Here is a 24,338-nt window from a genome sequence, read left to right on the forward strand (position 1 = left end):
ATTGATGCGAAAGCTCATCATCCTCGCAAACGCTCTCCTCAAGGCGCAGCGAAAATGGGCCCCTAAAACCCCTTGATCAAAACGGATACTTTAGAGCAATTCCAGGAAAAGTGTGAAACGGTTTTCCGTCCGGAATTGCGTCAAAACAAAAAGATGCAGCGGTTCGGCGTTTCCGTGAAAACGACGAACACGTTCTAGCGCGTCGAAGCGATCTGTCAGGCGAGAAACGTCTTCTCGAAGGCCTGCTTGCCTACCGGTGAAAAGATCACAGCACGGCTGTCCTTCTCGCGCCGCGCCCATTTCTCGGCGAGGATCTTGTCGAGAATAGCGACGCCCAGCGTGCCGGCCAGGTGCGAACGCCGCACACTCCAGTCGAGGCAGGCCCGGCACACCGGTCGCCGCGCCTTGCTCTCGACATCGATGCCGATCGCTGCGAAATGCGAGGCGGCTGACGGCCCAAGCCGGATCTCCTTGTCGTCGCGCAGGAGCACTTGTCGAGAGACAAGACGGTCCAGCATCGCCACCGCCTGCTCGCCGGCGAGGTGGTCGTAGCAGACCCGTGCCACGCGCATGGCTGCGTCGCGAGGGCCGGGTCGCACCCTCTGCGGCCCGACCGCGGCGGCAACGCCGGTGATGGCTTCGATCATTCCTGCCACCTGCGGGCCGGCGAGGCCGTAATAGCGGTGCCGTCCCTGGCTCGCCAGCGTCAGCAACCCGCCTTCCATCAGCTTCGACAGATGGGAGCTGGCTGTCGGAAGCGACACGCCGGCTTCGAGTGCCAGTTCGCTCGCCGTCAGTGCCGTGCCGCCCATCAGTGCGGACAGCATGTTTGCCCGCGCCGGATCGCCCACCAGGCTGGCAATGCGGGCTATGTCAGGTCCTTCGCGCATAGTTCGTTCCTCATCGAAGCATCCTCGTCAGATAAGCATTAATCTCGATGCAAAATCAAGGAGACGACGATGCCTGCAAGGACCATTCTCAGCGCCGTGCCTACTCGCCGGCCGTTCCCGTTCATTGTCTTGCGCCGCTTGCGGCTGCGGCTCCTGAAGCGGTGGTACGACCGTCATTTGCAGCGTCTCGACCTTGCCGAGATCGACGATCATCTGCTGCGTGACCTTGGCCTGACACCTGAAGACGTCCGCCGCGAATGCGCGAAATCGTTCTGGCAGGCATGATCAGCGAGGGATTTGCCTAGCATATCGATCTTCGGAACGTTTCGATCCGGCTCGAACTGTGACCGCAAGAAAACATCCACCGCCAAGGAGGCGAAAATGACCATCACCTGCTTCATCCGCTACGAGATCGATCCGTTCGGCAAGGCGGCATTCGAGGAATATGCCCGCAATTGGGGGCAGGCGATCCCGCGCTGCGGCGCCGATCTGATCGGCTATTTCGCGCCGCACGAAGGCTCGGCCACCACGGCTTATGCCGCCTACAACATCGACAGTCTTGCGGCCTACGAAGCCTACCGCGCCCGGCTCGCCGCCGATCCCGCCGGCAAGGCGAACTACGAGTTCGCCCGGCGAGAAAAATTCATCCTGAAGGAGGATCGCATCTTCCTCAAGCTGGCCTCCGGGCCGCATGCTCCTTTGGTGAAGCCATGATCGCCGTCATCTTCGAGGTCGAGCCGGCGGCGGGCAAGCGCGATGCCTATCTCGGCATCGCCGCCGACCTGCGCCCACTGCTCGACGGCATCGACGGTTTCCTGTCGATCGAGCGCTTCCAGAGCCTTGCCGATCCGAACCGCATCCTGTCGCTGTCCTTCTGGCGTGACGAGGACGCGGTGAAGGCCTGGCGCAACACGCAGGAACATCGGCAGGCGCAGAAGGCAGGGCGTAACGGTATCTTCGCCTTCTATCGTTTGCGCATCGCTCATGTCGTGCGCGACTACGGCCTGACCGAACGCGCCGAGGCGCCAGCAGATAGCCGGGTGGTGAACGGTTAGGGACCGCTATGCATTCCCGATCAGCACCCCTGCCGCAAACACCAACGCGCCGCCCAGCACCACCTGGAAGGCGGCGCGCCAGAATGGCGTCTGCATATAGCGGTTCTGCACGAAGGCGATCGCCCACAGCTCGAAGAAAACCACCACGGCGGCGACAATGGTCGCCGTCCAGAAAAGCGGGATGAGATAGGGCAGCGCATGGCCGAGCCCGCCCAGCGTCGTCATGACGCCGACGGTCAGCCCGCGTTTTGCCGGCGAGCCGCGGCCAGATAATTTGCCGTCGTCGGAAGCCACCTCGGTGAAACCCATCGAGATGCCAGCGCCGATCGAGGCGGCAAGCCCGACCAGAAAGGTCTGGAACGTATCATGCGTGGCAAAGGCGGCGGCAAAGATCGGCGCCAGCGTCGACACCGACCCATCCATCAGCCCGGCCAGCCCCGGTTGCACATAGGTCAGGATGAACTGGCGCTGCTCGGCTGCCGCCTCTTCGTCCTTGACCGCGCCCGGCACATGCTTTTGCTCCAGCCGCTGCGCCAGTGTCTCGTGGCCCTGTTCTGCGATCGCCAGGTCGTCGAGCAGCTTTCGCGTCGATGCATCGCCTGTGCGTTTGGCCGCCTCGATATAGAACAGGTAGGCCTGCCGCTCCATGGCCTCGGCTTGGCTGCGCACATGATCGACGCCGAGCGGCCTCACCAGCCAGTCCGGCTTGCGCTCGTAATAGCCCTTCACATGTTCGCGCCGGATCAGCGGTATCCGCTCGCCGAAACGCTTGCGGTAAAGCTCGATCAGCGAATCGCGATGGCCGTCCTCTTCCTCCGCCATCTCCTCGAACACCTTGGCCGATTGCGGAAAGCTCTCCGCCAGCCCGTCGGCATAGGCGCGATAGATACGCCCGTCATCCTCCTCGGAGGAGATGGCGAGCGCCAGGATCTCCTGTTCCGAGAGCGATTCAAAGGGACGGCGGCCGATGCCGAAAACGCGGGAAAGCATGAGAAATTCACCCTAGTTTAGAATGGTTCTAAACTATGACCTCGCGCGTCGCCGGTCAATCGTGTGCGCTCCGCTTATGTTCAAAAGGTACAGGCTTCAAAATCCCGAAGACGTCGCCGTTGCTATCGGCAAACGTTCACTTATATAACCGAATCTGAACCAAGAGAAAGGAACCCACAGATGCCGGAAAAACAACAGCCGTTTGATCCCAAACCGGTTCTCGACCTGATCGCCAATATTGAGGCGGATCTGCAGCGTCTGAGAGGCCTGGTCGAGCAGCAGGTCGAAAAATTCGATCCCGCCAATCCGCACAACAAGGCTCCCGACGGCAAGTTGACCGAGGAGGGCGTCGAGTGCTGCTACCGGCTGTTCGACGAGGGCAAGTCGCGCTATTCGGTCGCCCAACAGATGAAGATCTCCTTCGCCGCCGCCACCCACCGCTTCAACACCTGGCGCAAGATGGGCGGCCCCAAACGGCAAAAGACGCTGTTGGGGTGAGGAGCGCCAGGCCATGCCGGTCAATCGGCAACGATTTGTCGATTGAAGCGACGAATGCATGGCGCAGGGCCGAGTAGGCGGTGGGTGACAGTCACGCCCGCTCCTGCTTCCAAGACGAATTGTAACGGTCACATTTTTTTATTGGTGCGCGGCCTCCCTTTCCGTACACCATAGGCGGTCTCATCTCTTGCAGGACCTAGCCATGACCACCCCTCCCGGCATCGCCGATATTCACAGCGCAGCAGTGCGATTGTCCGGACTGATCGTCGAAACGCCGCTGATCGAATCGCCGGAGTTGAACAAGCGCTTCGGCGCCAGGATCCTGTTCAAGCCGGAGACGTTGCAGCGCACCGGCTCGTTCAAGTTCCGCGGTGCATACAACAAGCTCTCCTCGCTCTCGGCGGAAGAACGCGCCCGCGGCATCGTCGCCTTCTCGTCGGGTAATCACGCGCAAGGCGTTGCCGCCGCGGCGGCGATGTTCGGCGTCAAGGCCGTCATCGCCATGCCCACCGATGCGCCGGCGATGAAAGTCGTCAATGTCAGGAAGATGGGCGCGGAAGTGATCACCTTCGACCGGGTCCGCGACGATCGCACTGCCGTCGTCCGTCCTTACGTGGAAAAGGGCATGGTCCTGGTGCCGCCCTACGACGATCCGGCCATCATCGCCGGCCAGGGCACGATAGGCCTCGAATTGATGCGCCAAGCAAGCGCGCTTGGCGTCAGCCTCGATGCGGTGGTGGTCCCCTGCGGCGGTGGCGGGTTGAGCAGCGGCATTTCGATCGCGGTCAAGGACGCCTCGCCGGGCACCGCCGTCTGGGCCGTGGAACCCGAGCATTTCGACGACACACGCCGCTCGCTGATCAAAGGCGCCAGGGTGTCGAACGCGCCCGGCCACACTTCGATCTGTGATGCCCTTCTCGTCGCCGAGCCGGGCGCGATCACTTTCGAGATTAACCGCAACAATCTCTCCGGCGCCATCGCCGTTTCCGACAAGGCGGTAGCACAGGCGATGCGCGATGCGATGGCTTGCCTGAAGCTGGTCGTCGAACCTGGCGGTTGCGTCGGCTTGGCCGCGCTGTCGTCAGACGAGATCGACCTTGCCGGGAAATCCTTTGCCGTGGTGCTCTCCGGCGGCAATGTCGATCTCAGCACCTATGCCGAGATCATTGCTGCCAGCTAAGATAGCAACCAATTCCAGGTCACGTGCCGGTTCGAGGCGCTCGAACCTCCGTTGCGCCCAGTCGAACCGGTACCCTTCAAAGACTGAGATCGATGAAACTGTTCTTCAGCCGCAATCCCAATCCTCGCCTCGCGGTCGCGGTGGCACGGTATCTCAAAGCCAAGGTCGAGTTCGAATTCGCCTCTCCCTTCGCTCCGGGGCAGGCCGAGCGCTTTCGGCCGCTCAATCCCAATCTTTCGTTGCCCATTCTCGTAGGCTTGGGAAAAAGCCTCTGGGAGGCCGACGCCATAGCCTGCCGGCTTTCACGCGACACGCATTCGCATTTCTGGCGCACTGGCGACGACGAACCCGAGATGATCCGATGGCTGAGTTGGGGTAAAGAGAACTTCGCAAGAGCCTGCGATATCGTGCATTTCGAACGCGGAACCAAACAGCGCTATGGGCTCGGCCCGATCGATCAGGTGCGGGTTGAGGAGGGCCTGAGGGACTTCAGTACCGCCGCTGCAATACTTGATGCCGAGCTTTCCCAGCGAGAATGGCTGGTCGGAAATTCGGCTTCCTACGCCGACTTTCGAATGGCGACGTTTCTGCCCTTCAACGACGTCGCCCGATTGCCTCTTGATGATTATCCTTCTGTCGGCCGCTGGTATCGGCAGCTTGAAGAAATCGACGCCTGGCGCGATCCCTTCGAGGGGCTCAATGCGCCTGAATTGGCGCCGGTCCCGGGAAGCCCGCATGAATCTCGATCCGAATGATCATGCCTATCGACACAACCCAGTCCGCTTTCAAGGCGCGCTGCTTCACGACCTAGCCGTCAAGGCGAGACTCTGCCTTTTCTGTTGATAAAAACGGGAAAAAACCGCTAATTGGCTCCCGCGAGGGACCATGCTGACAGTTGATGAAGTGGGAGCCATCCCGTTGTTTTCGGGTTTGCCGGTGGGCGAGCTGGAGCGGTTGGCGCGGACAGCGGCCGACCTCCTTCTCAGCCCCGGAGAATTCGCGGTTCACGAGGGCGGAGAGGCCGCGCTGTTTGCGGTTCTCGCCGGCAAGATCGAAGTCGTAAAGACCTTCGACGGCGTCGAACGGACGCTCGGCTGGCGGCTGCCAGGAACGATATTCGGTGAAGTGCCGATTGCGCTGGGCTCGGGTTTTCCGGGCGGATATCGCGCCGCCGAACCGTCCCGCGTCATGCGGATCGAGGTTCAGCAGTACTATTCCATCGCCGCAGTTTCAAAGGACGTGGCCCAGAAGGTCAGCGCGCTTGCCCGCGAGCGGATGGGCGGACTGCAGAGCATCACGGCCGAGCCGCAGAAACCGCGTGTGACATTGGTCGGCCATCGCTGGGACACGGCGTGCGGTGATCTGCGCCGGTTTCTGGCCCGCAACCAGATTTCATTCACCTGGCTGTTGCCCGATACATCCGATGCCGAGGCTTTCTGGTCTGCCCTGGGCAGGCCGCCGCTCGATGGTCCCGTCGCCCGGCTGGCGGACGGAGAGATCATGGAAAATCCCGCCGTGCGCGATCTGGCCATTCGCCTCGGGCTGCAGACGCGCCCGCGCGGCACCGAATACGATGTCGCGATCATAGGCGGCGGACCGGCCGGCCTCGCGGCGGCGGTCTACGGCGCATCCGAGGGGCTGCGCACGATTGTCGTCGAGCGTGAGGCACCTGGCGGACAGGCGGGGACATCGTCACGGATCGAGAATTATCTCGGGTTTCCGAGCGGAATTTCCGGCGATGAACTGGCCAGTCGCGCGCTGCAGCAGGCAAGACGGCTGGGCGCCGAAATCCTCGTCACCCGCTCCGTCGCCGGCATCGATCCGGCCACGCACGATCTGTTTCTCGACGGCACCGATGTTGTGCGGGCGCGCAGCCTCATTCTTGCAACAGGCGTGACATGGCGTCGTCTTGCCATCGACGGGTTCGACCGGCTTATCGGCAAGGGTGTCTATTATGGAGCGGCGCGCAGCGAGGCAAGCACAACCCATGGGCTGGACGTCTTCCTGATCGGCGCCGGCAACTCGGCCGGCCAGGCAGCACTGCACTTTTCGGGCCATGCGCGCAGCGTGACACTGCTCGTGCGAGGCCCGTCCCTTGCAGACAGCATGTCTCACTATTTGATCGAGCAGCTGCGCGCGAAATCGAACGTCAGAGTCCAGCTTCGATCCGAAGTCCACGCCGTGCACGGCGAGACTCACCTGACGGCGATCGACATTCTCGACAAGGCCGACAATGAGGTGACCCGGCACGATTGCGGCGGGCTGTTCGTTTTCATTGGCGCCAACGCGGAAACCGAGTGGCTGCCGACCGATGTCATGCGCGATGTACGAGGGTACGTGCTGACCGGGGACGATGTGAAGAAGGCCGGCGGTTGGTCGCACGACCGCGACCCGTATCTGCTCGAAACCAGCGCGCCCGGCGTTTTCGCCTGCGGCGACGTTCGCTTGAGTCCTGTCAAGCGGGTTGCGTCAGCTGTCGGAGAGGGGAGCATGGCGATCGCGTTCGTCCACCAGTATCTGGCGAATGAAGAAAAGGCCCACCGCCGCCGAAGCTAGGCGGGGCCAGCAACGTCCGCTAGTGCTCGTTGCCGCCGACCGATTCAAATGGCAAGGTCCCAGGTATCGGCCATTGACGGCAGCAAGTCTGATCTGGTTGGATCCTAATCCAGCGTCCGGCGGAACCGCACCAGCGCAATGCCGGCGAACAGCGCCACGAACACCACCAGCCAGCCGATCTCCGTTGCCACCGCCTGCAGCTCGGCGCCCTTCAGCATCACCGCGCGGATGATGCGCAGGAAATGCGTCAGTGGCAGCACCTCGCCGAAAATCTGCGCCCAGTCCGGCATGCCGCGATAAGGGAACATGAAGCCGGACAGCATGATCGACGGCAGGAAGAAGAAGAAGGTGAGCTGCAGGGCCTGCATCTGCGTGCGGGCGATCGTCGAGATCGTGTAGCCGAGCAGCACCAGCGCCAAGACGAAGATCAGGACGGCCGTCAACAGCAGCGACATCGATCCGGTGAAGGGGATGGCAAAGAGAAGCTTCGAGGCCGCCAGTACCACCAGCACCTGCACGGCGCCTACCGCCAGATAGGGCAGCACCTTGCCCAGCATGATCTCGAGCGGGCTGGACGGCATCGCCAGAAGGTTCTCCATCGTGCCGCGCTCGGTCTCGCGCGTCAGCGCGATCGAGGTCATCATCACCATCGTCATCTGCAGGATGACGCCGAGCAGGCCGGGCACGATGTTATATTGCGAGACGGCTTCCGGATTGTAGCGCCGGTGCACCACCACCTGGAGCTGGCCCCGGGCAGCTTCGGCCGCCGTCTCCTGCATGCCGCGCGCCCTGAGCAGCGCCTGGTTGGCGACTGTGCCGAGCGTCGAGATGGCGCCGCTGGCGACGGCCGGGTCGGTCGCATCCGCCTCGATCAGGATCTGCGGGCTGTCGCCACGCTCGACCCGTCGGGCAAAATCGGCGGGAATGGTGACGACGAAGGCAACGTCGCCGCGCGCCATCAGGAATTCGGCTTCGGCGGCACTTTGCGCGACATGGTCGAAGCGGTAATAGCCGGTGGTCTGCAGCGCCGAAACCATGGCTCGCGTGTAAGGATCGCTGCTCATGACCACCAGCGCTGCCGGCAGGCTCTTCGGATCGTTGTTGATGGCATAGCCGAACAGCACCAGCTGCATCAGCGGCACGCCCAGCATCATGGCGAAGGTGATGCGGTCGCGCCGCATCTGGATGAACTCCTTGATCAGCAGCGCGCCTAGCCTGGCGAAGGAAAAGATGCTGCCTATCCCGTTTTTCATCCCATGTTGTCCTTCGAACCGGACATGAACTGGATGAACACATCCTCCAGGCTGGTCTCGCCGGGCGATACCTTGACGCCTTTGTGTTCCTTCTCGACGTCGGCGAGCGCTGCCTGAAGTGCCGTCCTGTCGGAGCCGACGACATGTAGCGTCGCGCCGAACGGCGCCACCTGGTCGACGCCGCGGCGGCCATGAAGTGCCGCAGCGACCTGATCGAGCCGCGGACCTTGCAGGACGAAGGTGGTCAGCCCCGCATTCCTCACCACGTCCTCGACCGTGCCGGTGGCCAGCATCTTGCCATAGGAGATGTAGCTGATGCGATGGCAGCGCTCGGCCTCGTCCATGTAATGGGTGGAGACCAGCACGGTCAGGCCGCCGCTGGCCAGCCGGTGGATCTCGTCCCAGAATTCGCGCCGCGCCTTCGGGTCGACGCCAGCCGTCGGTTCGTCGAGCAGCAGCAATTTCGGCTTGTGCATGATGCAGGCGGCCAGCGCCAGCCGCTGCTTCCAGCCGCCGGACAAAGTGCCGGCCAGCTGGTTCCTGCGCGATGTCAGGCCGAGCTCCTCAAGCGTCTTAGCCACATGCTCGTCGAGCGGCTTCAGCCGGTAGAGCCGCGCCACGAATTCGAGATTCTCGCCAATCGTCAGGTCTTCGTAGAACGAGAATCTCTGCGTCATGTAGCCGACTTCGCGCTTGATCCGCAGGCTGTCGGTGCGGATGTCGAAGCCCAGAACCGTGCCTTCACCCTCATCCGGCGTCAGCAAGCCGCACATGATGCGGATGGTCGTCGTCTTGCCTGAGCCGTTCGGCCCGAGGAAGCCGACGATCTCGCCCTCGGCCACCGTCATCGTCACATGGTCGACAACGGTCTTGTCGCCGAAGCGTTTGACCAGGCCGTGCACGTCGATGACGTTCATTTTCCGATGCCCGCCAGATCGACGTCGACGATCTGCCCGGGCTGCAATGCGCTGGCGTCGCCCTCCGGCCGCGCTTCGACCAGATAGACCAGCTTTTGCCGGGTCTCGAGCGAGTAGATCACCGGCGGCGTGAATTCCGGATCCGGCGACACATAGCTGACGCGAGCCTTCACGCCCGATCCGCAACCGTCGCAATGGACGTTGAGTAGCGTGCCGACCTCGACCGACGAGAACGCGCTTTCCGGCACATAGACGCTAAGCTTCACCGCGCCGTCCGGCAGCATGGAGATGACCGGCGCGGTCGGACCGGCCGTGTCGCCTGGATAGCGGATGACATCGTTGACCCGGCCGGGCGAGGGCGCCGTCAGCACACGCTTCGACAGCCGCCATTGCGCTTGCTCCAGGGCCGATTGCGCCTGCCTGACCTGATTGTCGGCGGCCTTGATCGTCTCCGGCCGTGCCGGCAGGCCGCCGACGGCGAGATTGGCCTCCGCCTGACCGACCTGTGCGTTGGCCGTCTCCAGCGTCGCGGAAGCCGTATCATAGTCGGCCTGTGTGCCGGTGCCGCGTTTGAACAGATCGCTGGCGCGGATGTATCGGCGTTTAGCATCGGCGGCTTGCGCCTTGGCCATGTCGACCTGCGCCTTGAGCACCGCGATCTCTTCCGGCCGTTTGCCGACCTGTAGGTCGGCAAGTTGCGCCTGGGCCTGCGCAAGGGCCGCCTCGGCTTGTGCGATGGCGATCTTGGCGTCGGCGTTTTCCAGCGTCACCACCGGCGTGCCGGGCGCGACGCGGTCGCCGCGCTTGACCGCAATCGTCTCGACCTGCGCCACCTCGATCGGCGCCAGCAGCACATAATCGCCCTCGACGTAGCCGACGGCGAGCGGTGCTGCCGGCGCGCAGGCGCTGAAAAGCTGGGCGGTAAGCGGCAAAGAACAGAGCAGGCTCATGATCCACGATCCTTCCGTACAGCCAAATCGCGCCGAGCTAAAATCGCGCTGAGATTGTCGGTTACTGTTGCCGCGATCTTGCCGGCCTCGTCATCGCCGATCTCGCGCCAGCCCATCCGGCGCATAACCGCCTCGCGACCGATGCGGAAGTAGACGACCTGGCCGATCAGCGTGAATACCGTGAGTTTTGTGCGCTCGCTCTCGGCCGGCTCGCCCGTCGCCTGTTCCCAGATCAGGCAGAGCCGGTGATGCGCCGGTTCGAACACGCCATCATAGATACGGTCGAGCGCGGCGGTTGGATGCGACAGCTCACGCAGGACGAACTGCACAATCTCGCCGGCTTCCGGCCTTGCCGCGATGAACGCGACCATCCGCTCCAGCGCGACGGCTAAATGTGCCCGCGCGGCCTCGGTATCCGCCAATGCCGCGGGCGGCGCCTGCAGATTGCCGATCGCCTGGCCGGCAACGGTCTGGATGGTGTAGACGATGTAGTCGGCCGCCGCGTTGCGGAGCCCTTCCTTGCCGCCGAAATGATAGGCGATCGAGCCGATATTGGCCTTGGCCTCAGCCGCGATCTGGCGCGTCGACGTGCCGTCGAAACCCTGGCGTCCGAACAGCTTCAGCGCCGCGCGCACGAGTGCCGTCCGCGTCATATCTGCGGCGGTCTTGGGCGCCTCATGAGGAAGGCCGCTGGCGTTGGGCGACTTGATCATGGCCGGCAATTTAATCAATCGAATGATTAAAGTCAAGTGCGGTCAAGCGGCTTGCCAACTCTGGCCGTGCGCGCTTTAGTGCCTGACCATGGGCAAGGAAATCGAGCGTAAATTCCTGGTCTCAGGTGAGGAATGGCGGGCAATCGTCGAGGCGGACATTCATATCCGTCAATTCTATCTTGTCGCCGAACCCAGCCGCACGGTGCGTGTGCGCATCAGCGATGACGCCGCCGCCAAGCTGACGCTCAAGTTCGGCAGCCAGGCACGCGAGCGCGATGAATTCGAATATCCGGTGCCTTTGGCGGAGGCGCAGGAGATGCAGGCCTTTGCCATCGGACATGTCATCGAGAAGACACGCCACCATGTTAGACACCGCGGCTATCGTTACGAAGTCGATGTCTTCGGCGGGACGCTTGCGGGGTTGGTGATCGCCGAGCTCGAGACGCCGGAGGATGTACCAGACGAAATGCTGCCAGATTGGCTCGGCCGCGAGGTCACCGGCGAGCCGAGATTTTACAACGCGTCGCTCGCCCTTGGGGGGATTCCGGAGATCGTCGCATGAGCTTTCGTATCGATCCGCGCATGTCGCTGACCGGAGAGGTCCGGCGCATCCTCGCCGAGGAGATCGGCAAGGCGCTCGACCATCTGAACGCGGCGCGTGACAGGCCCGAACAGGGGCTGCACAAATGCCGCAAACGGCTGAAGAACGTCCGCGCCTTGCTGCGCCTTGTCCGTTCCGGAGACGAAACATTCTGCGTGACCGAGAACCAGTGCTACCGCCAGGTGGCGGCCCTGCTTGCCGGTCCGCGTGAGGCGACCGCACTGGTGGAAACAATCGACCGGCTAGCGGCAAGCTTTCCCGAGCAAAGTGCCGGCGGCGGTCTCGATGCCGTGCGTGACAGGCTTGTTGCGCGCCAGCATGAACTGCATGGCGGAGCAGGCCTCGATGCTGCGATAGGCGCGGCGATCGCCGCTTGCGAGGAAGGTGTCGTCCGGATCGACAAGCTCGCTCTGCCCGACCAGCCGGAGCAGGCTGCCGACGTGCTTGCCGAAGGCGCGCGCGCCACTTTGCGCCGCGCCAGGAAAGCGCTGGACAAGGCGGCTTCACGCGGCGAAGCCGATGACTTTCACGATCTGCGCAAGGCGGCCAAGACGCATGCCATGCACCTGTCGCTGCTCGGCCGGCTGTGGCCGATGCCGATCAAGACGCGGCGCAAGGCCGTCGACGAATTGGGCGAGCGGCTTGGCGAACTGCACGATGTGTTCGTTATGCGCGCGCTTCTCGATGCAGAGGACCAGCCGCTTGGCCCCCCTGAGGACACGCGGTTGCTTGCCAAGCTGCTGAAGCGCTCGGAAAAGGGCCTGAAAAAGACCTGCCTCGCCGAGGCGGCCGAGCTTTTCGGCGACAGTCCGAAGCGCTCGACGAGGAAGCTCGCCCGTAAAGCGCGCGAAGACCTCACAGTTGCGCCGATCGAAGACGCCGGCGCGCCTGGTATGGGCTGATCATGGTCTAATTTGCCGCCCTGTGGTAATCGCCGTCTGGCATGACCGAGCCCGGCGACACGCTTCTGGACCGACTTGGCCGCTGGCTTGCCGGCCGGCTGCAGGAGGAATCGTCCGGCTACGAGCCTTACACGCCGTCGGACGCCGAAACGCTGCGCCGCACGCTCGAGCCCGGCGACATCCTGCTCATCGAAGGCAACCAGAGGATCTCGGCGGCGATCAAATACCTCACCCAGTCGACCTGGTCGCATGCCGCCTTCTATGTCGGGGATGCGCTGCCGGAGCCGGAGGACGGATCGGAACGGCGGCGCCTGATCGAGGTCACGCTCGGCGATGGCTGCATCGCCGTGCCGCTGTCGCGCTATCGCAGCTACAACACCCGCATCTGCCGGGCGAGCGGCCTGGCTCCCGAAGACCGCGACACGGTCGTCGCCTTCATGATCGGCAGGCTCGGTCTCAGATACGATCTCAAGAACATATTCGACATGCTGCGCTACTTCTTGCCGACGCCGCCGGTGCCGGTGCGCTGGCGCCGCCGCATGCTGGCTTTCGGTTCCGGCGACCCGACGCGCGCCATCTGCTCGTCGCTGATCGCCGAGGCATACGGCCGGATCCGCTACCCGATCCTACCCGAGATTACCCGGGCGCCCGGTCGTGCCTCGGCCCAGTCGAGCTATTCGCGCAGGGAAATCCTGCACATCCGCCATCACTCGCTCTACACGCCGCGCGACTTCGACCTGTCGCCCTATTTCCGTATCGTCAAGCCGACGCTGGAATACGGCTTCGACTACCGGCAGATGGTCTGGGATGACAGGGTGGCGGAGAACAAGACCGCCGAATAGCCGTTCGACCTTGTGGTTGAGCATGGGATCCTCCGAGAACCGGTTTGCGGCCGATACTCAGGGGTACGAAGCTCAGTCGGACTGGCTGCCGCCAACAGCCCGGACTCGGTCGTTCTGCATTCTGATCTAGGCCGGCAGACGCCGTCCGTTTGCGGCGGCCGCAACTCGATCGTCCGTCCGCGCGCCTGCATCGCGCGGATGTGGCCCGATCGGCATGATCACCGGGAACGGCGTTGCGCCGAACGCAAACGTCCATTTGTAGCCGACCAGTCCGTCTTCGGGCGTCGTGTGCTGGTCGTGATGAGCAAGCAATTTGGCGCGCTCCGCCAATTCCTCCGCCTCGCGCCTGACCATTTCCGCCGTTTCCGGCCGCATCCGCCTGGAGAAGCTGACGAATGTCGCCTCGCGCTCAAGATGGGTGATGGCCCAGCCGATGAAGTTTTTGTTCGTCATTTCGAACAGCGGCCGCAATGGCCCGTCGAAATTCCACTGGATCGGCGCCTCGACCAGCAGCCTTGCCGACAGGCCGCGACCGAGCGCGATCAGGCCGAGTTCCTCGAGGTCGCGCAGATAGAGGAACATCGAAGCCTCGCTCAGCCCTTGTGAGCGCATGATGCCTTCCGGCGTGAATTTCTCGGAAAGCATGACGAAGACGAACAGCAGTGCCGGCCGCCCGGCGAGCTTGCGCTCGATCTCCGGCGCGATCTGGTTGGCGGGCCCTGGTCCTCTGTTCATAGAGCCGAGCACGTTCTCCAACTCCACGCCGGCGGCAGTGCAGATCTCCATCAGCCTGTCGAGCTTGCAGTTGCGCTCATGAAAGATGCGTTTCACCGTCGGCTCGGAAACACCCATCCGCTCGGCAAGGACGCGGTAGGTGACGCCCTTTGCCTTAAGCGTCCGCTTCAGCGCTTCGAAGATCAGGCCGTTCATGGGATGCACCTCTTTTGCACGATCTGGTATCAGCCTTCGGTACTAGTCCAGATAGATCTTCCCGAAAAGTATCGAAAGGCCTAGCTCTCCGCCAGTCCATTACAGGAGACTAGCCATGAAGAGCCTCTTCACACCGATACTTTTCGCCATCGTCGGCATCGCGACTGCGCCGGCAGTTCAGGCCGCTGAACTCTGGCGCGCCGGCGGCCTCGAGCAACCGGAATCGGCGCTGTTCGATGCAGCCGGCAAACGCATCATCATATCGAATATCGTCGGTAATCCCGGCGAAGCCGACGGCAACGGCTATCTGTCGATCCTGTCGATGGACGGCAAGATAGTCACGCAACACTGGACCGACGGCATGGACGCGCCCAAGGGCATGGCGATTGCCGGCGGCAAACTCTACGTCGCCGACATCACGCATGTGCGCGTCGTCGATCTCGCAAGCGGCAAGCTAGCGTCGACGATCGACGTGCCGAACGCCGTCTTCCTCAACGACATGACCGCTGATGCATCCGGCAAGGTCTACGTCACGGATATGCTGGCCGATACGATCTATCGCATCGACGGCGACCGGCCGGAACTGTTCGTCAGGGATGCGGCGCTCGCGTCACCGAATGGCATCTTCGCCGATGGCGGCCGGCTGATCGTCGCTTCGTGGGGTAAGGGCATCAAGCCCGACTTCAGCACCGCCGAGCCGGGCGGCCTGCTCTCGGTCGATCTCGCCACCAAGGCCGTTTCGCCACTGCCCGGCGCGGAAAAAATCGCCAACCTCGACGGCGTCGTTTCCATCGGCGGCAGCATCTATACCACCGCCTACATGACCGGCACGCTCTACCGCTACAAAGCCGGCGGCACGCCGCAGGCGGTTGCGACATTCAAGCCGGGCAGCGCTGACATCGGCACCGACGGCAGGTCGACCCTCTTCGTGCCGCTGATGAACGAGGGCGAGATCGCGGCATTAGGCCTCGACTAAGCGAGCCATCGGCTCAGGCGGCGGGCGCGGCCTTCTTCAGCTGCGCCCGCGCATCCGTGATCGATGCGGCATAGGTCACCAGTGGCCGCTTGACGCCGTGGTTGATCAGCATGCGGCGTATCTGCGGTGAAGCGCCTGATATAATGAACCGAACGCCGGCGCGGCTCGCCTTGTGGGCCGCGCCCTCGATGACATTGGCCGCCGTCGAATCGAAGAACGGCACCGCCGAACAGTCGAGGATGAAGTTCTTGCGCTGGTCGGCGATGCGGTCCAGCACGGTGCCGACAGTCGAGGCGGCGCCGAAGAAAAAGGCGCCCGATATCCGGTAGACAACGGTGTCGGCATCGCTCGCCTCGCTGGAATCATAGGCGCTGGCGCGGTCGGCGACGTCTTCCTGCACCAAGGATTGATGGTCCGCCTCCACCGCGATGCTCTTGGCCATGCGGTCGATGAACAGGATCGAGCCCAGCGCAAAACCGACGACGATGCCTTCGGTCAGGTCGCGGAAGATGACGATCAGGAACGTCGCCATCAGCACCAGCGCATCGCCGCGCGAGGCGCGTAGCAACGTGGCGAAGGCCTGTTTCTCGAACATGTTCCAGCACACCACCGCCAGCACGCCGGCAAGTGCTGCAAGCGGGATATAGCTGGCCAGCGGTGCTGCCACCAGCATCAGGGCAAGCAGGATGGCCGAGTGCATCATGCCTGAAACCGGTCCATGCGCGCCGGCCCGCACATTGGTCGCGGTGCGGGCAATGGTTCCGGTAGTGCAGATGCCGCCGAACAGAGCGGAGGCGACATTGGCGAAGCCTTGCGCCACCAACTCGCAATTGGAGCGATGCCGCCTTCCGGTCATGCCGTCGGCGACGACGGCCGACAGCAGCGATTCGATCGCCCCGAGTAGCGCAAAGGCGATGGCGTCCGGCAGCACGTCGATTATCCTGTCGAGGCTAAGCGGCGGGAAGGCCGGCCATTGCAGGCTGCGCGGGATGCCGCCGAAACGCGTGCCGATCGTCTCGGCCGGCATGGCGAGCAATGCCACGACGAGGGATGCCAGTCCGATGGCAATCAGCATAGCCGGCCACTTCGGCCGAAACCGCTTCAACAGCGCAATGGTGATGATGGTCAGTGCCGCCACCGCGGTTGCGGCGAGGTTGATCGTTCCGGCCGCCTCGCCGATAGCCATCAGCTTCGGCACCAGCGGCCCCGGTTCCTTGCCGGCGAGCTTCAGCCCGAACAGTTCGACGATCTGGCCGGAGAAGATGATGACGGCGATGCCGGCGGTGAAGCCGACGGTCACCGGATAGGGGATGAACTTGATGTAGGTGCCAAGCCTGAGATATCCGATGGCAAGCAGGAACAGGCCGGCCATCATCGTCGCCAGCAGCAAGCCGTCGACGCCAACCCGCGCCACTGTCGCAGCCACCAGCACAATGAAGGCGCCGGCCGGGCCGCCGATCTGGAAACGGCTGCCGCCAAGCGCCGAGACCAGGAAGCCGCCGATGATCGAGGTGTAGAGCCCGCGTTCCGGCGTCACGCCTGAAGCAATGGCAATTGCCATCGACAGCGGCAGCGCCACGATGGCGACAGTCAGCCCGGCGATGGCATCTGCCTTGAAGTGCGCGAGCGTATAGCCCTCGCGCAGCACCGTCACCAGCTTCGGCGTGAACAGTTCGGAAAATGTCGGCCGCGCCGGTTGATGCACTGCCCGCCGGGTCTGATCCATCGAGTGCCTTCCCCATGAAACCAAGAAGATGGCGGGATCGTCGGCAGGACTGTCGGCGGTCGCCGTCGCGACTTGGAGCGGCGTGCGTCCAAATGGGCGCACAGATACGCTCCAACACTTTTGAACGGCGCATCGGACTATCCGAAAATCGAATTTGATTTTCGGCGATGCGGCAGTACCGTCAGCCCTGCGGGTTCTGCGGCGTGACAGGCTTGAGGCGAACGCCCCTGCCGCCACGCTCGCTCGCCTGGTTCTCGCCGATCAGCTCGACCCCGGCCTCTTCAAGGGCCTGGATGACCTTCATCAGCGTATCGACCACGCCCCGGACCACGCCGTCGCTCGCTTCCATGCGCTGAATGGTTGGAAGCGAAACCCCGGCGCGCTCGGCGAGCGTCTTCTGATCGATGCCGGCCAGCGCCCTCGCGGCACGCATCTGCGCGGCAGTGATCATCGGCCAAAACCCCCGTCTGAGTCTGCGGCATCACGTATAATACCTTCATTATGATGGTTCAAGCATCATCTTGCATATGTGAAACATGCAACACTCTTTGCCAGCCGATGCGCTAGCATGCTACGGCATCGTTTGGCGGGACATCCATTGCGATCCCGATTTCACAGGCGACGACTCAAAAAGGATGAGCAGGTGAAGATATTCAAAGCGTTGGCGACCTCGACAGCCTTGCTGTCGATGGTTTTCCTGCTGGCAGGCTGCGGCCATGGCCTGATCAACAGGCTGATTTGACCGCAAATCGACTGACATGAGTCAGGTGCCGCCGGCCCGCCCGAGCCATCGCTGCAGGAACCGGGCCGCAAGCCAGCACAGCATCGCCCAGGCAAAGCCGGCGCACCAGCCGGCCAATACGTCGGACGGCCAGTGGACGCCGAGATAGATGCGGCTGATGCCGACCACCACCGTCGTCAGCACCGCCAGCCCGAGCACATAGATCTTCGTTGTCCGCCCAGGCAAGAACCGCGCCGCCATGCTGCCCAGCGTCAAATATGTCACCGCCGACAGCATGGCGTGGCCGCTCGGGAACGAAAGCGATGCCACATCGGCGAGATGCGAGACCAGGTCGGGGCGCGGCCGGTCGATATCGAATTTCAGCACGCTCGACAGGAGCTGGCCGCCCGCTACCGCGACGAACATGAGAAGCGCCGCGCCTGGCCTGCGGATAAGGAGTAGATAGACGATCATTGCTGCCGTGATCAGCACCAGTACGCTGGCGCTGCCGAGACTGGTGATGTCGCGCATCGCTCCTTCCAGCCACGCCGGTCCGATCGGATTGTCGGGCTGGCCGGCCTTGCGGAAAGCAAGCAGGATTTCGGTATCGAAGGCATGCGGCGTGGTGGCCCGCGCCATCTCCATCAGCTCCTCGAACCCCCACAGCCCGCCGGCAATGATCAGCCCGGCCAGCAGAACCGGGAACTCCAGCCAGTTGCGCAGTCTGCTTGCAATCTTCTTCATCGGCCCGATCACAGCTACAGCCTTTGCAGATAGGGCCCGAGCGTGATCAGCGCCACAGCTGCGATGGCAAGCACGATGCCGGTTGCCTGTAAGGCATTGACGCGCTCGCCGAAGAAGACCAGCGCCACCACATTCACCGACACCAGCTGGATCACCGCTGACAGGCTGAACGACACCGACATGCCGAATTCACGGATCAGCCTCAGCATGATCAGATTGCCGAGCGAATAGAGCGCCAACGTCAGCACGATCTTGCCGAGGCTCGGCGCCAGTCCCCATTGCTTCGCCGCCGTCGCCGCCAGCAGGAAGATCACCGTCGAAACGCAGAGCTGCCCAAGTCCCCAGAAACTCACTTTTTGTTCCTCCCGATGCGGTCCTTACGCGCCTGCCGCAGCTCTTGTTTCCGAAGCGCCGGTCGCGGTCAAGCGGGGCCGATGCTGGATACAAAATCGCAGTGGTAATTAGCCGGCATGTCATCAAACTGTGACCTGCCGGCGATACCGGACTGGCCAGGCAACACGCTCCAGCAATCCATCCAGCCAGAGGCATGCCCCTATGACCGAACATCGCTCCCCTGACGCCCATTTCCGCACCAGCCTGCTCGAGGAAAACGACGGGCCAGGAGCCAATCCCACCGACAACCGCACCATGGGTGAAATCATCGCCGCACGGTTCTCGCGGCGCGGCTTCCTCAAGGGCTCGCTTGCCGTCTCGGCCATAGCCGCTACCGTCAGCCCTCTGGCGCTGATCACCGCCGACAACGCCCGCGCCGCCGAAGGCTCCGCCTTCGCTTTCGACGAGCTCGAGGCCGGCATCGACGACAAGCATCACGTCGCACCCGGCTATGACGCCGATGTACTGCTGCGCTGGGGCGATCCGCTGTTCGCCGATTCGCCGGAATTCGATCCGACAAAACAGTCGGCGGAGGCCCAGGCCAGACAATTCGGCTACAACAACGACTATGTCGGCTATATCCCGATCGACGGCTCGGCCGAGCACGGCCTGCTGGTGGTCAACCACGAATACACCAATCCGCACCTGATGTTTCCGGGCCTCGTCACCATCGTCGACGGCAAAGCCAAGCAGGCGCCTCTCAGCAAGGAACAAGTCGACGTCGAGATGACCGCGCATGGCGGCACCATTGTCGAGATCCGCAAGGTATCAGGCAAATGGCAGGTCATTCGCGACGGCAAGCTCAACCGCCGCATCACCTCCAACACCGAGATCGCGCTCTCCGGCCCCGTCGCCGGCCACGACCGCGTCAAGACCAGCGCCGACCCGAGCGGCACCAAAGTCATCGGCACTGTCAACAACTGCGCCGGCGGCGTCACGCCATGGGGCACCTATGTCATGGCTGAGGAGAACATCCACGGCTATTTCTCGGGCGAGCTGCCGCAGGGCCATAGGGAAGCCGCCAATTACAAGCGCCTCGGCATTCCCGAAGGTGCCTATGAATGGGCAGCGCATTACGACCGTTTCGACATCGGCAAGGAGCCGAACGAGCCGAACCGCTTCGGCTGGATCGTCGAGGTCGACGTCCAGGATCCGACTTCGGTGCCGAGGAAGCGCACCGCGATGGGCCGCTTCAAGCATGAGGGCGCTGAATCGATGGTCGCCAAGGATGGCCGTGTCGTCTTCTATCTCGGCGACGACGAGCGCTTCGACTACGTCTATAAGTTCGTCACCACAGGCAAGTTCAACCCGGACGATCGCGCCGCCAACATGGATTTGCTCGACGACGGCACCTTGCATGTCGCCAAGTTTGCCGACGACGGTTCGCTCGAATGGTTGCCGATCGTCTTCGGCCAAGGGCCGCTGACGGCGGAGAACGGCTTTGCCAGCCAGGCCGACGTGCTGATCGAGACGCGCCGCGCCGCCGACCTGCTCGGCGCCACCAAGATGGACCGTCCGGAAGACATCCAGCCCAATGTCGCCAACGGCAAGGTCTATGTCATGCTGACCAACAATTCGAAGCGCAAGGCCGATCAGGTCGACGCCGCCAACCCGCGTGCCGAAAATGCCTTTGGCCACATCATCGAGATCGTCGAGGACGGCGGCGATTTTGCCGCCACCAACGGCAAGTGGGAGGTGCTCTTGAAATGCGGTGATCCCTCGGTTGCGGCTGTCGGTGCCACCTTCTCGACCGCAACCACGGCCAATGGCTGGTTCGGCATGCCGGACAATTGCGCGGTCGATTCGGCCGGCCGCCTCTGGGTTGCTACCGACGGCCAGGGCCCGAAGGCCACTGGCCGCACCGACGGTCTGTGGGCGGTCGACACGGAAGGGCCGGCAAGGGCGACATCAAAGCTGTTCTTCCGTGTGCCGATCGGCGCCGAAATGTGCGGCCCGCTGTTTGCGCCGGACGACCAGACCGCCTTCGTTGCCGTCCAGCATCCAGGCGACGGCGGCGAGGACTGGAAGGCTTTCGGCCGTCCGTCCTATTATGAGGATTTGTCGACCCGCTGGCCCGACTTCAAGCCGGACATGCCGGTGCGCCCGGCGGTCGTTGCGATCACCAGGCAAGGTGGCGGCAAGATCGCGGTCTGACACGCAGGAAGGTCTTGCAGTCTCAAGGAAGGATTTCGGCGATACGAAATCCTTCCTTTCCGGATACAGCATGCATCCGTGCTGAGCATCATGCGCCGACGAATTATTCGGTGCGCTGAACCACGGCCACATTCATTGTGCTTCGCAACCTGAAGCCAATGGACTCGTATAGTCTAATGGCCGTGGCGTTGCTGGCATAGGCGTGGAGATAGGGAACTTCGCCGCGCGCCACTATCCGGTTTGCCACGAACAGGGACAGCAGCTTGCCCAGGCCATCGCCGCGAAATTCCGGATGTGAGCACACCCCGCTGAGTTCGGTATAGCCAGGTTGTTTCATGCGCTCGCCGGCCATCGCCGCAAGCCTGCCCTCGATTTTCACACCCCAAAAATCGCCCAGGCTCAAGGCTTCGAGCGTGAATGGGCCAGGCTTGGTGAGCAATGCCAGGGCGAGCATCTCAGCAGCATCGTCTCGGGTCAGACGATGCACGCGCGGGTCGGAGACGATCTGCAATGGCTGCTCGGCAATCATCTGAACCCCGGCCGCGGCCGAAGTCGCGGAAAGCCCCGTGGGCAGAGCAATGGCGTCCGCTTGAAGCAGGATCACACCCTCGCCCGGGGAGACAAGCCTTTCGAGCGCCCGCAGGCTATCCGGGTCGTCCGCGCCAGTGGCGGCGAAAGGAACAATCGATGGCCGATATCGCCTGGCGAGGTTGTCACCCTCCGCGAAGGCCCGATGTCGCGTCTGAAGCGCGCTCCAGATAGGGCGGTCAAGCAGGTGCCTCATTGCACCGCATCCTTCGGCTTTTTTACTCGATGGTCGAGGGGAGCCGCGGCGAGGCCGTCCTCGATGGCAGCCAGCTGATCGAGAAGAGGCCCCGAAAGATCCGCGCACAGATCCGCGACGGCGTTCTCGATGCAAGGCCAGACGTCGCGCTTTGCGACATCGACCAGCCGCCGGCCGCCCCCGGTGAGGGAGACAATCCTGCGCCGCTGGTCATCGGTCGACGGACTGATCTCGAGCAGTCCCAATTCGGCCAGAAGCGAGACGCTTCGCGTTACGCCTGGCTGCGCGATGCCAAGGGATTGCGCCAGTTCCCCGACTGGTAGCGGGCCCAGCCTGTCGAGCGCGGCCAACAGCGGGTACTGGCTCGCCTGAACCGGGACATCCAGCCGGTCGAGCAGGCGCTGCGCCTCCGCTTGCAGTTGTTCGCCTATACGCTTCATCCTGCTGCCCAGGCACAGGAAACCAAGCGATCGTATGACGTCTTCCATAGGTCACTTCGTCTCGTGCGAAAATCGATAACATGATATATAACAATGCATAAAAAGCAAGCGCGAGCGTTCAAGCGCCGGCTCCAGGCACGGGCGCAGGCCTATATCGCCTTCGGAAAGGAAACGTTGACCGATAAGGCTGCTTTGCCTGGCACGGCCAGTCGATCAGTTTCGCAGCCGGTAGCCGGTCCTGAAGATCCAGGCGACGATCGCTATGCAGACGAGCAGGAAGACCACCGTCATACCGAGGCTGACGCCGACCGAAACGTCGGACTTGCCGTAGAAGCTCCAGCGGAAGCCGCTGACTAGGTAGACCACCGGGTTGAACAGCGTCACCGTGCGCCAGATGCCGGGCAGCATGTTGATCGAATAGAAGCTACCGCCGAGAAAGGTCAGCGGCGTGATGATCAGCAGCGGCACCAGCTGCAGCTGCTCGAAGCTCTTCGCCCAGATGCCGATGATGAAGCCGAACAGGCTGAAGGTCACCGCCGTCAGCACCAGGAAGGCGAGCATCCAGAACGGATGCTCGATCGTCAGCGGTACGAACAGCGAGGCCGTCGCCAGGATGATCAGGCCAAGCACGATCGACTTTGTCGCCGCACCCCCGACATAGGCGATGACGATCTCCAGGTAGGACACCGGCGCCGACAGCAATTCGTAGATCGAGCCGACGAATTTCGGAAAGTATATGGCGAAAGACGCGTTGGAGATCGACTGCGTCAGCAGCGACAGCATGATCAGCCCCGGCACGATGAAGGCTCCGTAGCTGATGCCGTCGATCTCGGTGATGCGCGAGCCGATCGCCGAGCCGAAGACGACAAAATAGAGCGACGTCGAAATGACCGGTGAAACGATGCTCTGCAGCACGGTGCGAAGAGCGCGCGCCATCTCCACCCGATAGATCGCCCATACCGCATGAAGATTCATGACCGCGCGCGGGTTCATGCCTGTTTCCTCACCAGATTGACGAAGATCTCCTCGAGCGAGCTGTTTTCCGTGTCGATGTCGCGGAACTGGATGCCGGCCGCCTCGAGCTCGCGGATCAGCGAGGCGACGCCCGGCCGTTCGCTCTGGTTGTCATAGGTATAGGTCAGCTGCCCGCCATCCGGCGAAAGCTCCAGCGCGTAGCGCGAAAATGCGTCGGGAACGGTGGCCAGCGGGCTGCGCAGTTCCAGCACAAGCCGCTTGCGGCCGAGCTTGCGCATCAGCTCGGCCTTGTCCTCGACCAGCACGATCTCGCCGCGGTTGATGACGCCGACGCGGTCGGCCATCGCCTCGGCTTCTTCGATGTAGTGCGTGGTCAGGATGATGGTGACGCCGTCCTCGCGCAGCCGGCGCACCATCGCCCACATGTCCTGGCGCAGCTCGACATCGACGCCTGCGGTCGGTTCGTCGAGGAACAGGATGCGCGGCTCGTGCGACAGCGCCTTGGCGATCATCAGCCGGCGCTTCATGCCGCCGGACAGCGTGATTGCCTTGGCATCCTTCTTGTCCCAGAGTGACAGGTCGCGCAGCACTTTTTCGACGAACGCCTTGTCCGCCGGCTTGCCGAACAGCCCGCGGCTGTAATTGACCGTCGCCCACACGCTCTCGAAGGCGTCGATGGTCAGTTCCTGCGGCACCAGCCCGATCAGACTGCGCGCGGCGCGGTAGTTGCGGTTGATGTCATGGCCGTCGACGGTGACGTTACCCGATGAGCGGTTGACGATGCCGCAGACGATCGAGATCAGCGTCGTCTTGCCGGCGCCGTTCGGCCCGAGCAGCGCAAATATCTCGCCGCGCACAATATCCAGATTGATCTCCTTCAGCGCCTTGAAGCCGGTGGCGTAGGTCTTGGTGACCCCGGAAATCGAGATGATCGGCTGCATGGCTGAAAACGGCTGCTTGAAACAGAGTTGTTGATTTAATCCGCTGAATGTCGGTTCGCAAATCCGGATGTCAATGGCGCTCCTGACAGTTCTGGACATCGAGGTTCGCCGGAATAGGCAACACCTGCCCGGTCGTCCAGCCAAATTCCACGCAAAAGCAGATTAACCGGCACTGCGGCGTTCCGCCTCGCGGCGGGACGCCGCTTT

At 63.0% G+C, this 24,338-nt stretch carries 27 protein-coding genes; 12 read left to right on the forward strand and 15 right to left on the reverse strand.

Annotated elements, in window-relative coordinates:
* Positions 1-215: 215 nt before the first annotated feature.
* Positions 216-890, reverse strand: a complete 675-nt coding sequence (locus tag NKJ40_RS26700; protein WP_352468630.1) for an ArsR/SmtB family transcription factor — start codon at positions 888-890, stop codon at positions 216-218.
* Between the two features lie 69 nt (positions 891-959).
* Here NKJ40_RS26700 and NKJ40_RS26705 point away from each other — a divergent pair, with 69 nt between their 5' ends.
* From NKJ40_RS26705 to NKJ40_RS26715, 3 genes are all read left to right on the forward strand, one after another.
* A complete protein-coding gene (locus tag NKJ40_RS26705; RefSeq protein WP_352468631.1) occupies positions 960-1,175 on the forward strand; it encodes a DUF1127 domain-containing protein in 216 nt (71 codons plus the stop codon).
* Between the two features lie 96 nt (positions 1,176-1,271).
* Positions 1,272-1,604 carry an NIPSNAP family protein gene (locus tag NKJ40_RS26710; RefSeq protein ID WP_023679000.1) on the forward strand — a complete coding sequence of 111 codons (333 nt, stop codon included), beginning with the start codon at positions 1,272-1,274 and terminating at the stop codon, positions 1,602-1,604.
* A complete protein-coding gene (locus NKJ40_RS26715) occupies positions 1,601-1,945 on the forward strand; it encodes an antibiotic biosynthesis monooxygenase family protein (RefSeq protein WP_352468632.1) in 345 nt (114 codons plus the stop codon). The genes NKJ40_RS26710 and NKJ40_RS26715 overlap by 4 nt, the downstream gene beginning before the upstream one ends.
* A 6-nt stretch (positions 1,946-1,951) precedes the next feature.
* Here NKJ40_RS26715 and mbfA read toward each other — a convergent pair whose 3' ends face one another.
* Positions 1,952-2,935, reverse strand: a complete 984-nt coding sequence (gene mbfA / locus NKJ40_RS26720; protein WP_352468633.1) for an iron exporter MbfA — start codon at positions 2,933-2,935, stop codon at positions 1,952-1,954.
* A 180-nt stretch (positions 2,936-3,115) separates the two neighbouring features.
* Between mbfA and NKJ40_RS26725 the strand changes: the two genes are divergently transcribed.
* The 4 genes from NKJ40_RS26725 to NKJ40_RS26740 all read left to right on the forward strand — a co-directional run bounded on the left by NKJ40_RS26725 (position 3,116) and on the right by NKJ40_RS26740 (position 7,169).
* Positions 3,116-3,433 carry a hypothetical protein gene (locus NKJ40_RS26725; protein ID WP_352468634.1) on the forward strand — a complete coding sequence of 106 codons (318 nt, stop codon included), beginning with the start codon at positions 3,116-3,118 and terminating at the stop codon, positions 3,431-3,433.
* Positions 3,434-3,635: 202 nt separating this feature from the next.
* Entirely contained in the window at positions 3,636-4,613 is a 978-nt protein-coding gene (locus NKJ40_RS26730; protein ID WP_352468635.1) for a threonine/serine dehydratase family protein, read from the forward strand.
* A 92-nt stretch (positions 4,614-4,705) separates the two neighbouring features.
* On the forward strand, positions 4,706-5,368 hold the full coding sequence (locus NKJ40_RS26735; RefSeq protein ID WP_352468636.1) for a glutathione S-transferase family protein: 663 nt from the start codon (positions 4,706-4,708) through the stop codon (positions 5,366-5,368).
* 130 nt (positions 5,369-5,498) lie between these two features.
* A complete protein-coding gene (locus tag NKJ40_RS26740) occupies positions 5,499-7,169 on the forward strand; it encodes an FAD-dependent oxidoreductase (RefSeq protein ID WP_352468637.1) in 1,671 nt (556 codons plus the stop codon).
* A 104-nt stretch (positions 7,170-7,273) separates the two neighbouring features.
* Here the strand turns inward: NKJ40_RS26740 and NKJ40_RS26745 are convergent, their stop codons facing one another.
* Genes NKJ40_RS26745 through NKJ40_RS26760 form a run of 4 tightly spaced genes read right to left on the reverse strand, consistent with a single transcriptional unit; the run spans position 7,274 to position 11,002 of the window.
* The gene (locus tag NKJ40_RS26745; protein ID WP_352468664.1) at positions 7,274-8,410 is read right to left on the reverse strand and encodes an ABC transporter permease; all 1,137 of its coding nucleotides are present in this window, start codon (positions 8,408-8,410) and stop codon (positions 7,274-7,276) included.
* Between the two features lie 8 nt (positions 8,411-8,418).
* Positions 8,419-9,339 (reverse strand): ABC transporter ATP-binding protein, encoded by a 921-nt coding sequence (locus NKJ40_RS26750; protein ID WP_352468638.1) that lies wholly within the window; start codon positions 9,337-9,339, stop codon positions 8,419-8,421.
* Positions 9,336-10,289 (reverse strand): HlyD family secretion protein, encoded by a 954-nt coding sequence (locus NKJ40_RS26755; RefSeq protein ID WP_352468639.1) that lies wholly within the window; start codon positions 10,287-10,289, stop codon positions 9,336-9,338. The genes NKJ40_RS26750 and NKJ40_RS26755 overlap by 4 nt, the downstream gene beginning before the upstream one ends.
* Positions 10,286-11,002 carry a CerR family C-terminal domain-containing protein gene (locus NKJ40_RS26760; protein ID WP_352468665.1) on the reverse strand — a complete coding sequence of 239 codons (717 nt, stop codon included), beginning with the start codon at positions 11,000-11,002 and terminating at the stop codon, positions 10,286-10,288. Before NKJ40_RS26760 ends, NKJ40_RS26755 begins: the two co-directional genes overlap by 4 nt.
* An 88-nt stretch (positions 11,003-11,090) precedes the next feature.
* Between NKJ40_RS26760 and NKJ40_RS26765 the strand changes: the two genes are divergently transcribed.
* The 3 genes from NKJ40_RS26765 to NKJ40_RS26775 are packed head-to-tail and all read left to right on the forward strand — an operon-like array spanning position 11,091 to position 13,347.
* Positions 11,091-11,564 (forward strand): CYTH domain-containing protein, encoded by a 474-nt coding sequence (locus tag NKJ40_RS26765; RefSeq protein ID WP_352468640.1) that lies wholly within the window; start codon positions 11,091-11,093, stop codon positions 11,562-11,564.
* Positions 11,561-12,505 (forward strand): CHAD domain-containing protein, encoded by a 945-nt coding sequence (locus NKJ40_RS26770; RefSeq protein WP_352468641.1) that lies wholly within the window; start codon positions 11,561-11,563, stop codon positions 12,503-12,505. Before NKJ40_RS26765 ends, NKJ40_RS26770 begins: the two co-directional genes overlap by 4 nt.
* A 41-nt stretch (positions 12,506-12,546) precedes the next feature.
* Complete coding sequence (locus tag NKJ40_RS26775) at positions 12,547-13,347, forward strand: C40 family peptidase (protein ID WP_352468642.1); 801 nt, start codon at positions 12,547-12,549, stop codon at positions 13,345-13,347.
* 126 nt (positions 13,348-13,473) lie between these two features.
* Here NKJ40_RS26775 and NKJ40_RS26780 read toward each other — a convergent pair whose 3' ends face one another.
* Positions 13,474-14,277 carry a helix-turn-helix domain-containing protein gene (locus NKJ40_RS26780; RefSeq protein ID WP_352468643.1) on the reverse strand — a complete coding sequence of 268 codons (804 nt, stop codon included), beginning with the start codon at positions 14,275-14,277 and terminating at the stop codon, positions 13,474-13,476.
* A 115-nt stretch (positions 14,278-14,392) separates the two neighbouring features.
* On the opposite strand from NKJ40_RS26780, the gene NKJ40_RS26785 reads away from it, so the two are divergent.
* Positions 14,393-15,253 (forward strand): SMP-30/gluconolactonase/LRE family protein, encoded by an 861-nt coding sequence (locus NKJ40_RS26785; RefSeq protein WP_352468644.1) that lies wholly within the window; start codon positions 14,393-14,395, stop codon positions 15,251-15,253.
* Between the two features lie 13 nt (positions 15,254-15,266).
* Here NKJ40_RS26785 and NKJ40_RS26790 read toward each other — a convergent pair whose 3' ends face one another.
* From NKJ40_RS26790 to NKJ40_RS26805, 4 genes are all read right to left on the reverse strand, one after another.
* Positions 15,267-16,979 (reverse strand): SulP family inorganic anion transporter, encoded by a 1,713-nt coding sequence (locus tag NKJ40_RS26790; RefSeq protein ID WP_352468645.1) that lies wholly within the window; start codon positions 16,977-16,979, stop codon positions 15,267-15,269.
* A gap of 181 nt (positions 16,980-17,160) precedes the next feature.
* Positions 17,161-17,430: a helix-turn-helix domain-containing protein gene (locus NKJ40_RS26795; RefSeq protein WP_292656925.1), complete on the reverse strand. Its 270-nt coding sequence runs from the start codon at positions 17,428-17,430 to the stop codon at positions 17,161-17,163.
* Between the two features lie 312 nt (positions 17,431-17,742).
* The gene (locus tag NKJ40_RS26800) at positions 17,743-18,444 is read right to left on the reverse strand and encodes a phosphatase PAP2 family protein (protein WP_352468646.1); all 702 of its coding nucleotides are present in this window, start codon (positions 18,442-18,444) and stop codon (positions 17,743-17,745) included.
* Positions 18,445-18,458: 14 nt separating this feature from the next.
* Positions 18,459-18,797: a hypothetical protein gene (locus NKJ40_RS26805; RefSeq protein ID WP_352468647.1), complete on the reverse strand. Its 339-nt coding sequence runs from the start codon at positions 18,795-18,797 to the stop codon at positions 18,459-18,461.
* Positions 18,798-18,999: 202 nt separating this feature from the next.
* Between NKJ40_RS26805 and NKJ40_RS26810 the strand changes: the two genes are divergently transcribed.
* The gene (locus NKJ40_RS26810; RefSeq protein ID WP_352468648.1) at positions 19,000-20,991 is read left to right on the forward strand and encodes a PhoX family protein; all 1,992 of its coding nucleotides are present in this window, start codon (positions 19,000-19,002) and stop codon (positions 20,989-20,991) included.
* Between the two features lie 103 nt (positions 20,992-21,094).
* Here the strand turns inward: NKJ40_RS26810 and NKJ40_RS26815 are convergent, their stop codons facing one another.
* The 4 genes from NKJ40_RS26815 to NKJ40_RS26830 form a co-directional block, all read right to left on the reverse strand.
* On the reverse strand, positions 21,095-21,775 hold the full coding sequence (locus tag NKJ40_RS26815) for a GNAT family N-acetyltransferase (protein ID WP_352468649.1): 681 nt from the start codon (positions 21,773-21,775) through the stop codon (positions 21,095-21,097).
* Complete coding sequence (locus tag NKJ40_RS26820; protein WP_352468650.1) at positions 21,772-22,263, reverse strand: MarR family winged helix-turn-helix transcriptional regulator; 492 nt, start codon at positions 22,261-22,263, stop codon at positions 21,772-21,774. Before NKJ40_RS26820 ends, NKJ40_RS26815 begins: the two co-directional genes overlap by 4 nt.
* Before the next feature lie 165 nt (positions 22,264-22,428).
* On the reverse strand, positions 22,429-23,190 hold the full coding sequence (locus NKJ40_RS26825) for an ABC transporter permease (RefSeq protein WP_292656992.1): 762 nt from the start codon (positions 23,188-23,190) through the stop codon (positions 22,429-22,431).
* Between the two features lie 14 nt (positions 23,191-23,204).
* A complete protein-coding gene (locus NKJ40_RS26830) occupies positions 23,205-24,131 on the reverse strand; it encodes an ABC transporter ATP-binding protein (RefSeq protein ID WP_352468651.1) in 927 nt (308 codons plus the stop codon).
* Positions 24,132-24,338 lie beyond the last annotated feature (207 nt).

Origin of the sequence: Mesorhizobium sp. M0119, assembly GCF_040322615.1 — a bacterium.
In the GTDB taxonomy this organism is placed as follows: Bacteria; Pseudomonadota; Alphaproteobacteria; order Rhizobiales; family Rhizobiaceae; genus Mesorhizobium.

Bases quoted from the DNA above. Each gene is read 5' to 3' on its own strand.
- NKJ40_RS26775 (WP_352468642.1), top strand. From the start codon at position 12,547: ATGACCGAGCCCGGCGACACGCTTCTGGACCGACTTGGCCGCTGGCTT.
- NKJ40_RS26830 (WP_352468651.1), bottom strand. From the start codon at position 24,131: ATGCAGCCGATCATCTCGATTTCCGGGGTCACCAAGACCTACGCCACC.
- NKJ40_RS26795 (WP_292656925.1), bottom strand. From the start codon at position 17,430: ATGATCACTGCCGCGCAGATGCGTGCCGCGAGGGCGCTGGCCGGCATC.
- NKJ40_RS26755 (WP_352468639.1), bottom strand. From the start codon at position 10,289: ATGAGCCTGCTCTGTTCTTTGCCGCTTACCGCCCAGCTTTTCAGCGCC.
- NKJ40_RS26750 (WP_352468638.1), bottom strand. From the start codon at position 9,339: ATGAACGTCATCGACGTGCACGGCCTGGTCAAACGCTTCGGCGACAAG.
- NKJ40_RS26790 (WP_352468645.1), bottom strand. From the start codon at position 16,979: ATGGATCAGACCCGGCGGGCAGTGCATCAACCGGCGCGGCCGACATTT.
- mbfA (WP_352468633.1), bottom strand. From the start codon at position 2,935: ATGCTTTCCCGCGTTTTCGGCATCGGCCGCCGTCCCTTTGAATCGCTC.
- NKJ40_RS26730 (WP_352468635.1), top strand. From the start codon at position 3,636: ATGACCACCCCTCCCGGCATCGCCGATATTCACAGCGCAGCAGTGCGA.
- NKJ40_RS26815 (WP_352468649.1), bottom strand. From the start codon at position 21,775: ATGAGGCACCTGCTTGACCGCCCTATCTGGAGCGCGCTTCAGACGCGA.
- NKJ40_RS26810 (WP_352468648.1), top strand. From the start codon at position 19,000: ATGACCGAACATCGCTCCCCTGACGCCCATTTCCGCACCAGCCTGCTC.
- NKJ40_RS26760 (WP_352468665.1), bottom strand. From the start codon at position 11,002: ATGATCAAGTCGCCCAACGCCAGCGGCCTTCCTCATGAGGCGCCCAAG.
- NKJ40_RS26715 (WP_352468632.1), top strand. From the start codon at position 1,601: ATGATCGCCGTCATCTTCGAGGTCGAGCCGGCGGCGGGCAAGCGCGAT.
- NKJ40_RS26785 (WP_352468644.1), top strand. From the start codon at position 14,393: ATGAAGAGCCTCTTCACACCGATACTTTTCGCCATCGTCGGCATCGCG.
- NKJ40_RS26710 (WP_023679000.1), top strand. From the start codon at position 1,272: ATGACCATCACCTGCTTCATCCGCTACGAGATCGATCCGTTCGGCAAG.
- NKJ40_RS26820 (WP_352468650.1), bottom strand. From the start codon at position 22,263: ATGGAAGACGTCATACGATCGCTTGGTTTCCTGTGCCTGGGCAGCAGG.
- NKJ40_RS26825 (WP_292656992.1), bottom strand. From the start codon at position 23,190: ATGAATCTTCATGCGGTATGGGCGATCTATCGGGTGGAGATGGCGCGC.
- NKJ40_RS26780 (WP_352468643.1), bottom strand. From the start codon at position 14,277: ATGAACGGCCTGATCTTCGAAGCGCTGAAGCGGACGCTTAAGGCAAAG.
- NKJ40_RS26800 (WP_352468646.1), bottom strand. From the start codon at position 18,444: ATGAAGAAGATTGCAAGCAGACTGCGCAACTGGCTGGAGTTCCCGGTT.
- NKJ40_RS26725 (WP_352468634.1), top strand. From the start codon at position 3,116: ATGCCGGAAAAACAACAGCCGTTTGATCCCAAACCGGTTCTCGACCTG.
- NKJ40_RS26700 (WP_352468630.1), bottom strand. From the start codon at position 890: ATGCGCGAAGGACCTGACATAGCCCGCATTGCCAGCCTGGTGGGCGAT.
- NKJ40_RS26740 (WP_352468637.1), top strand. From the start codon at position 5,499: ATGCTGACAGTTGATGAAGTGGGAGCCATCCCGTTGTTTTCGGGTTTG.
- NKJ40_RS26705 (WP_352468631.1), top strand. From the start codon at position 960: ATGCCTGCAAGGACCATTCTCAGCGCCGTGCCTACTCGCCGGCCGTTC.
- NKJ40_RS26770 (WP_352468641.1), top strand. From the start codon at position 11,561: ATGAGCTTTCGTATCGATCCGCGCATGTCGCTGACCGGAGAGGTCCGG.
- NKJ40_RS26735 (WP_352468636.1), top strand. From the start codon at position 4,706: ATGAAACTGTTCTTCAGCCGCAATCCCAATCCTCGCCTCGCGGTCGCG.
- NKJ40_RS26765 (WP_352468640.1), top strand. From the start codon at position 11,091: ATGGGCAAGGAAATCGAGCGTAAATTCCTGGTCTCAGGTGAGGAATGG.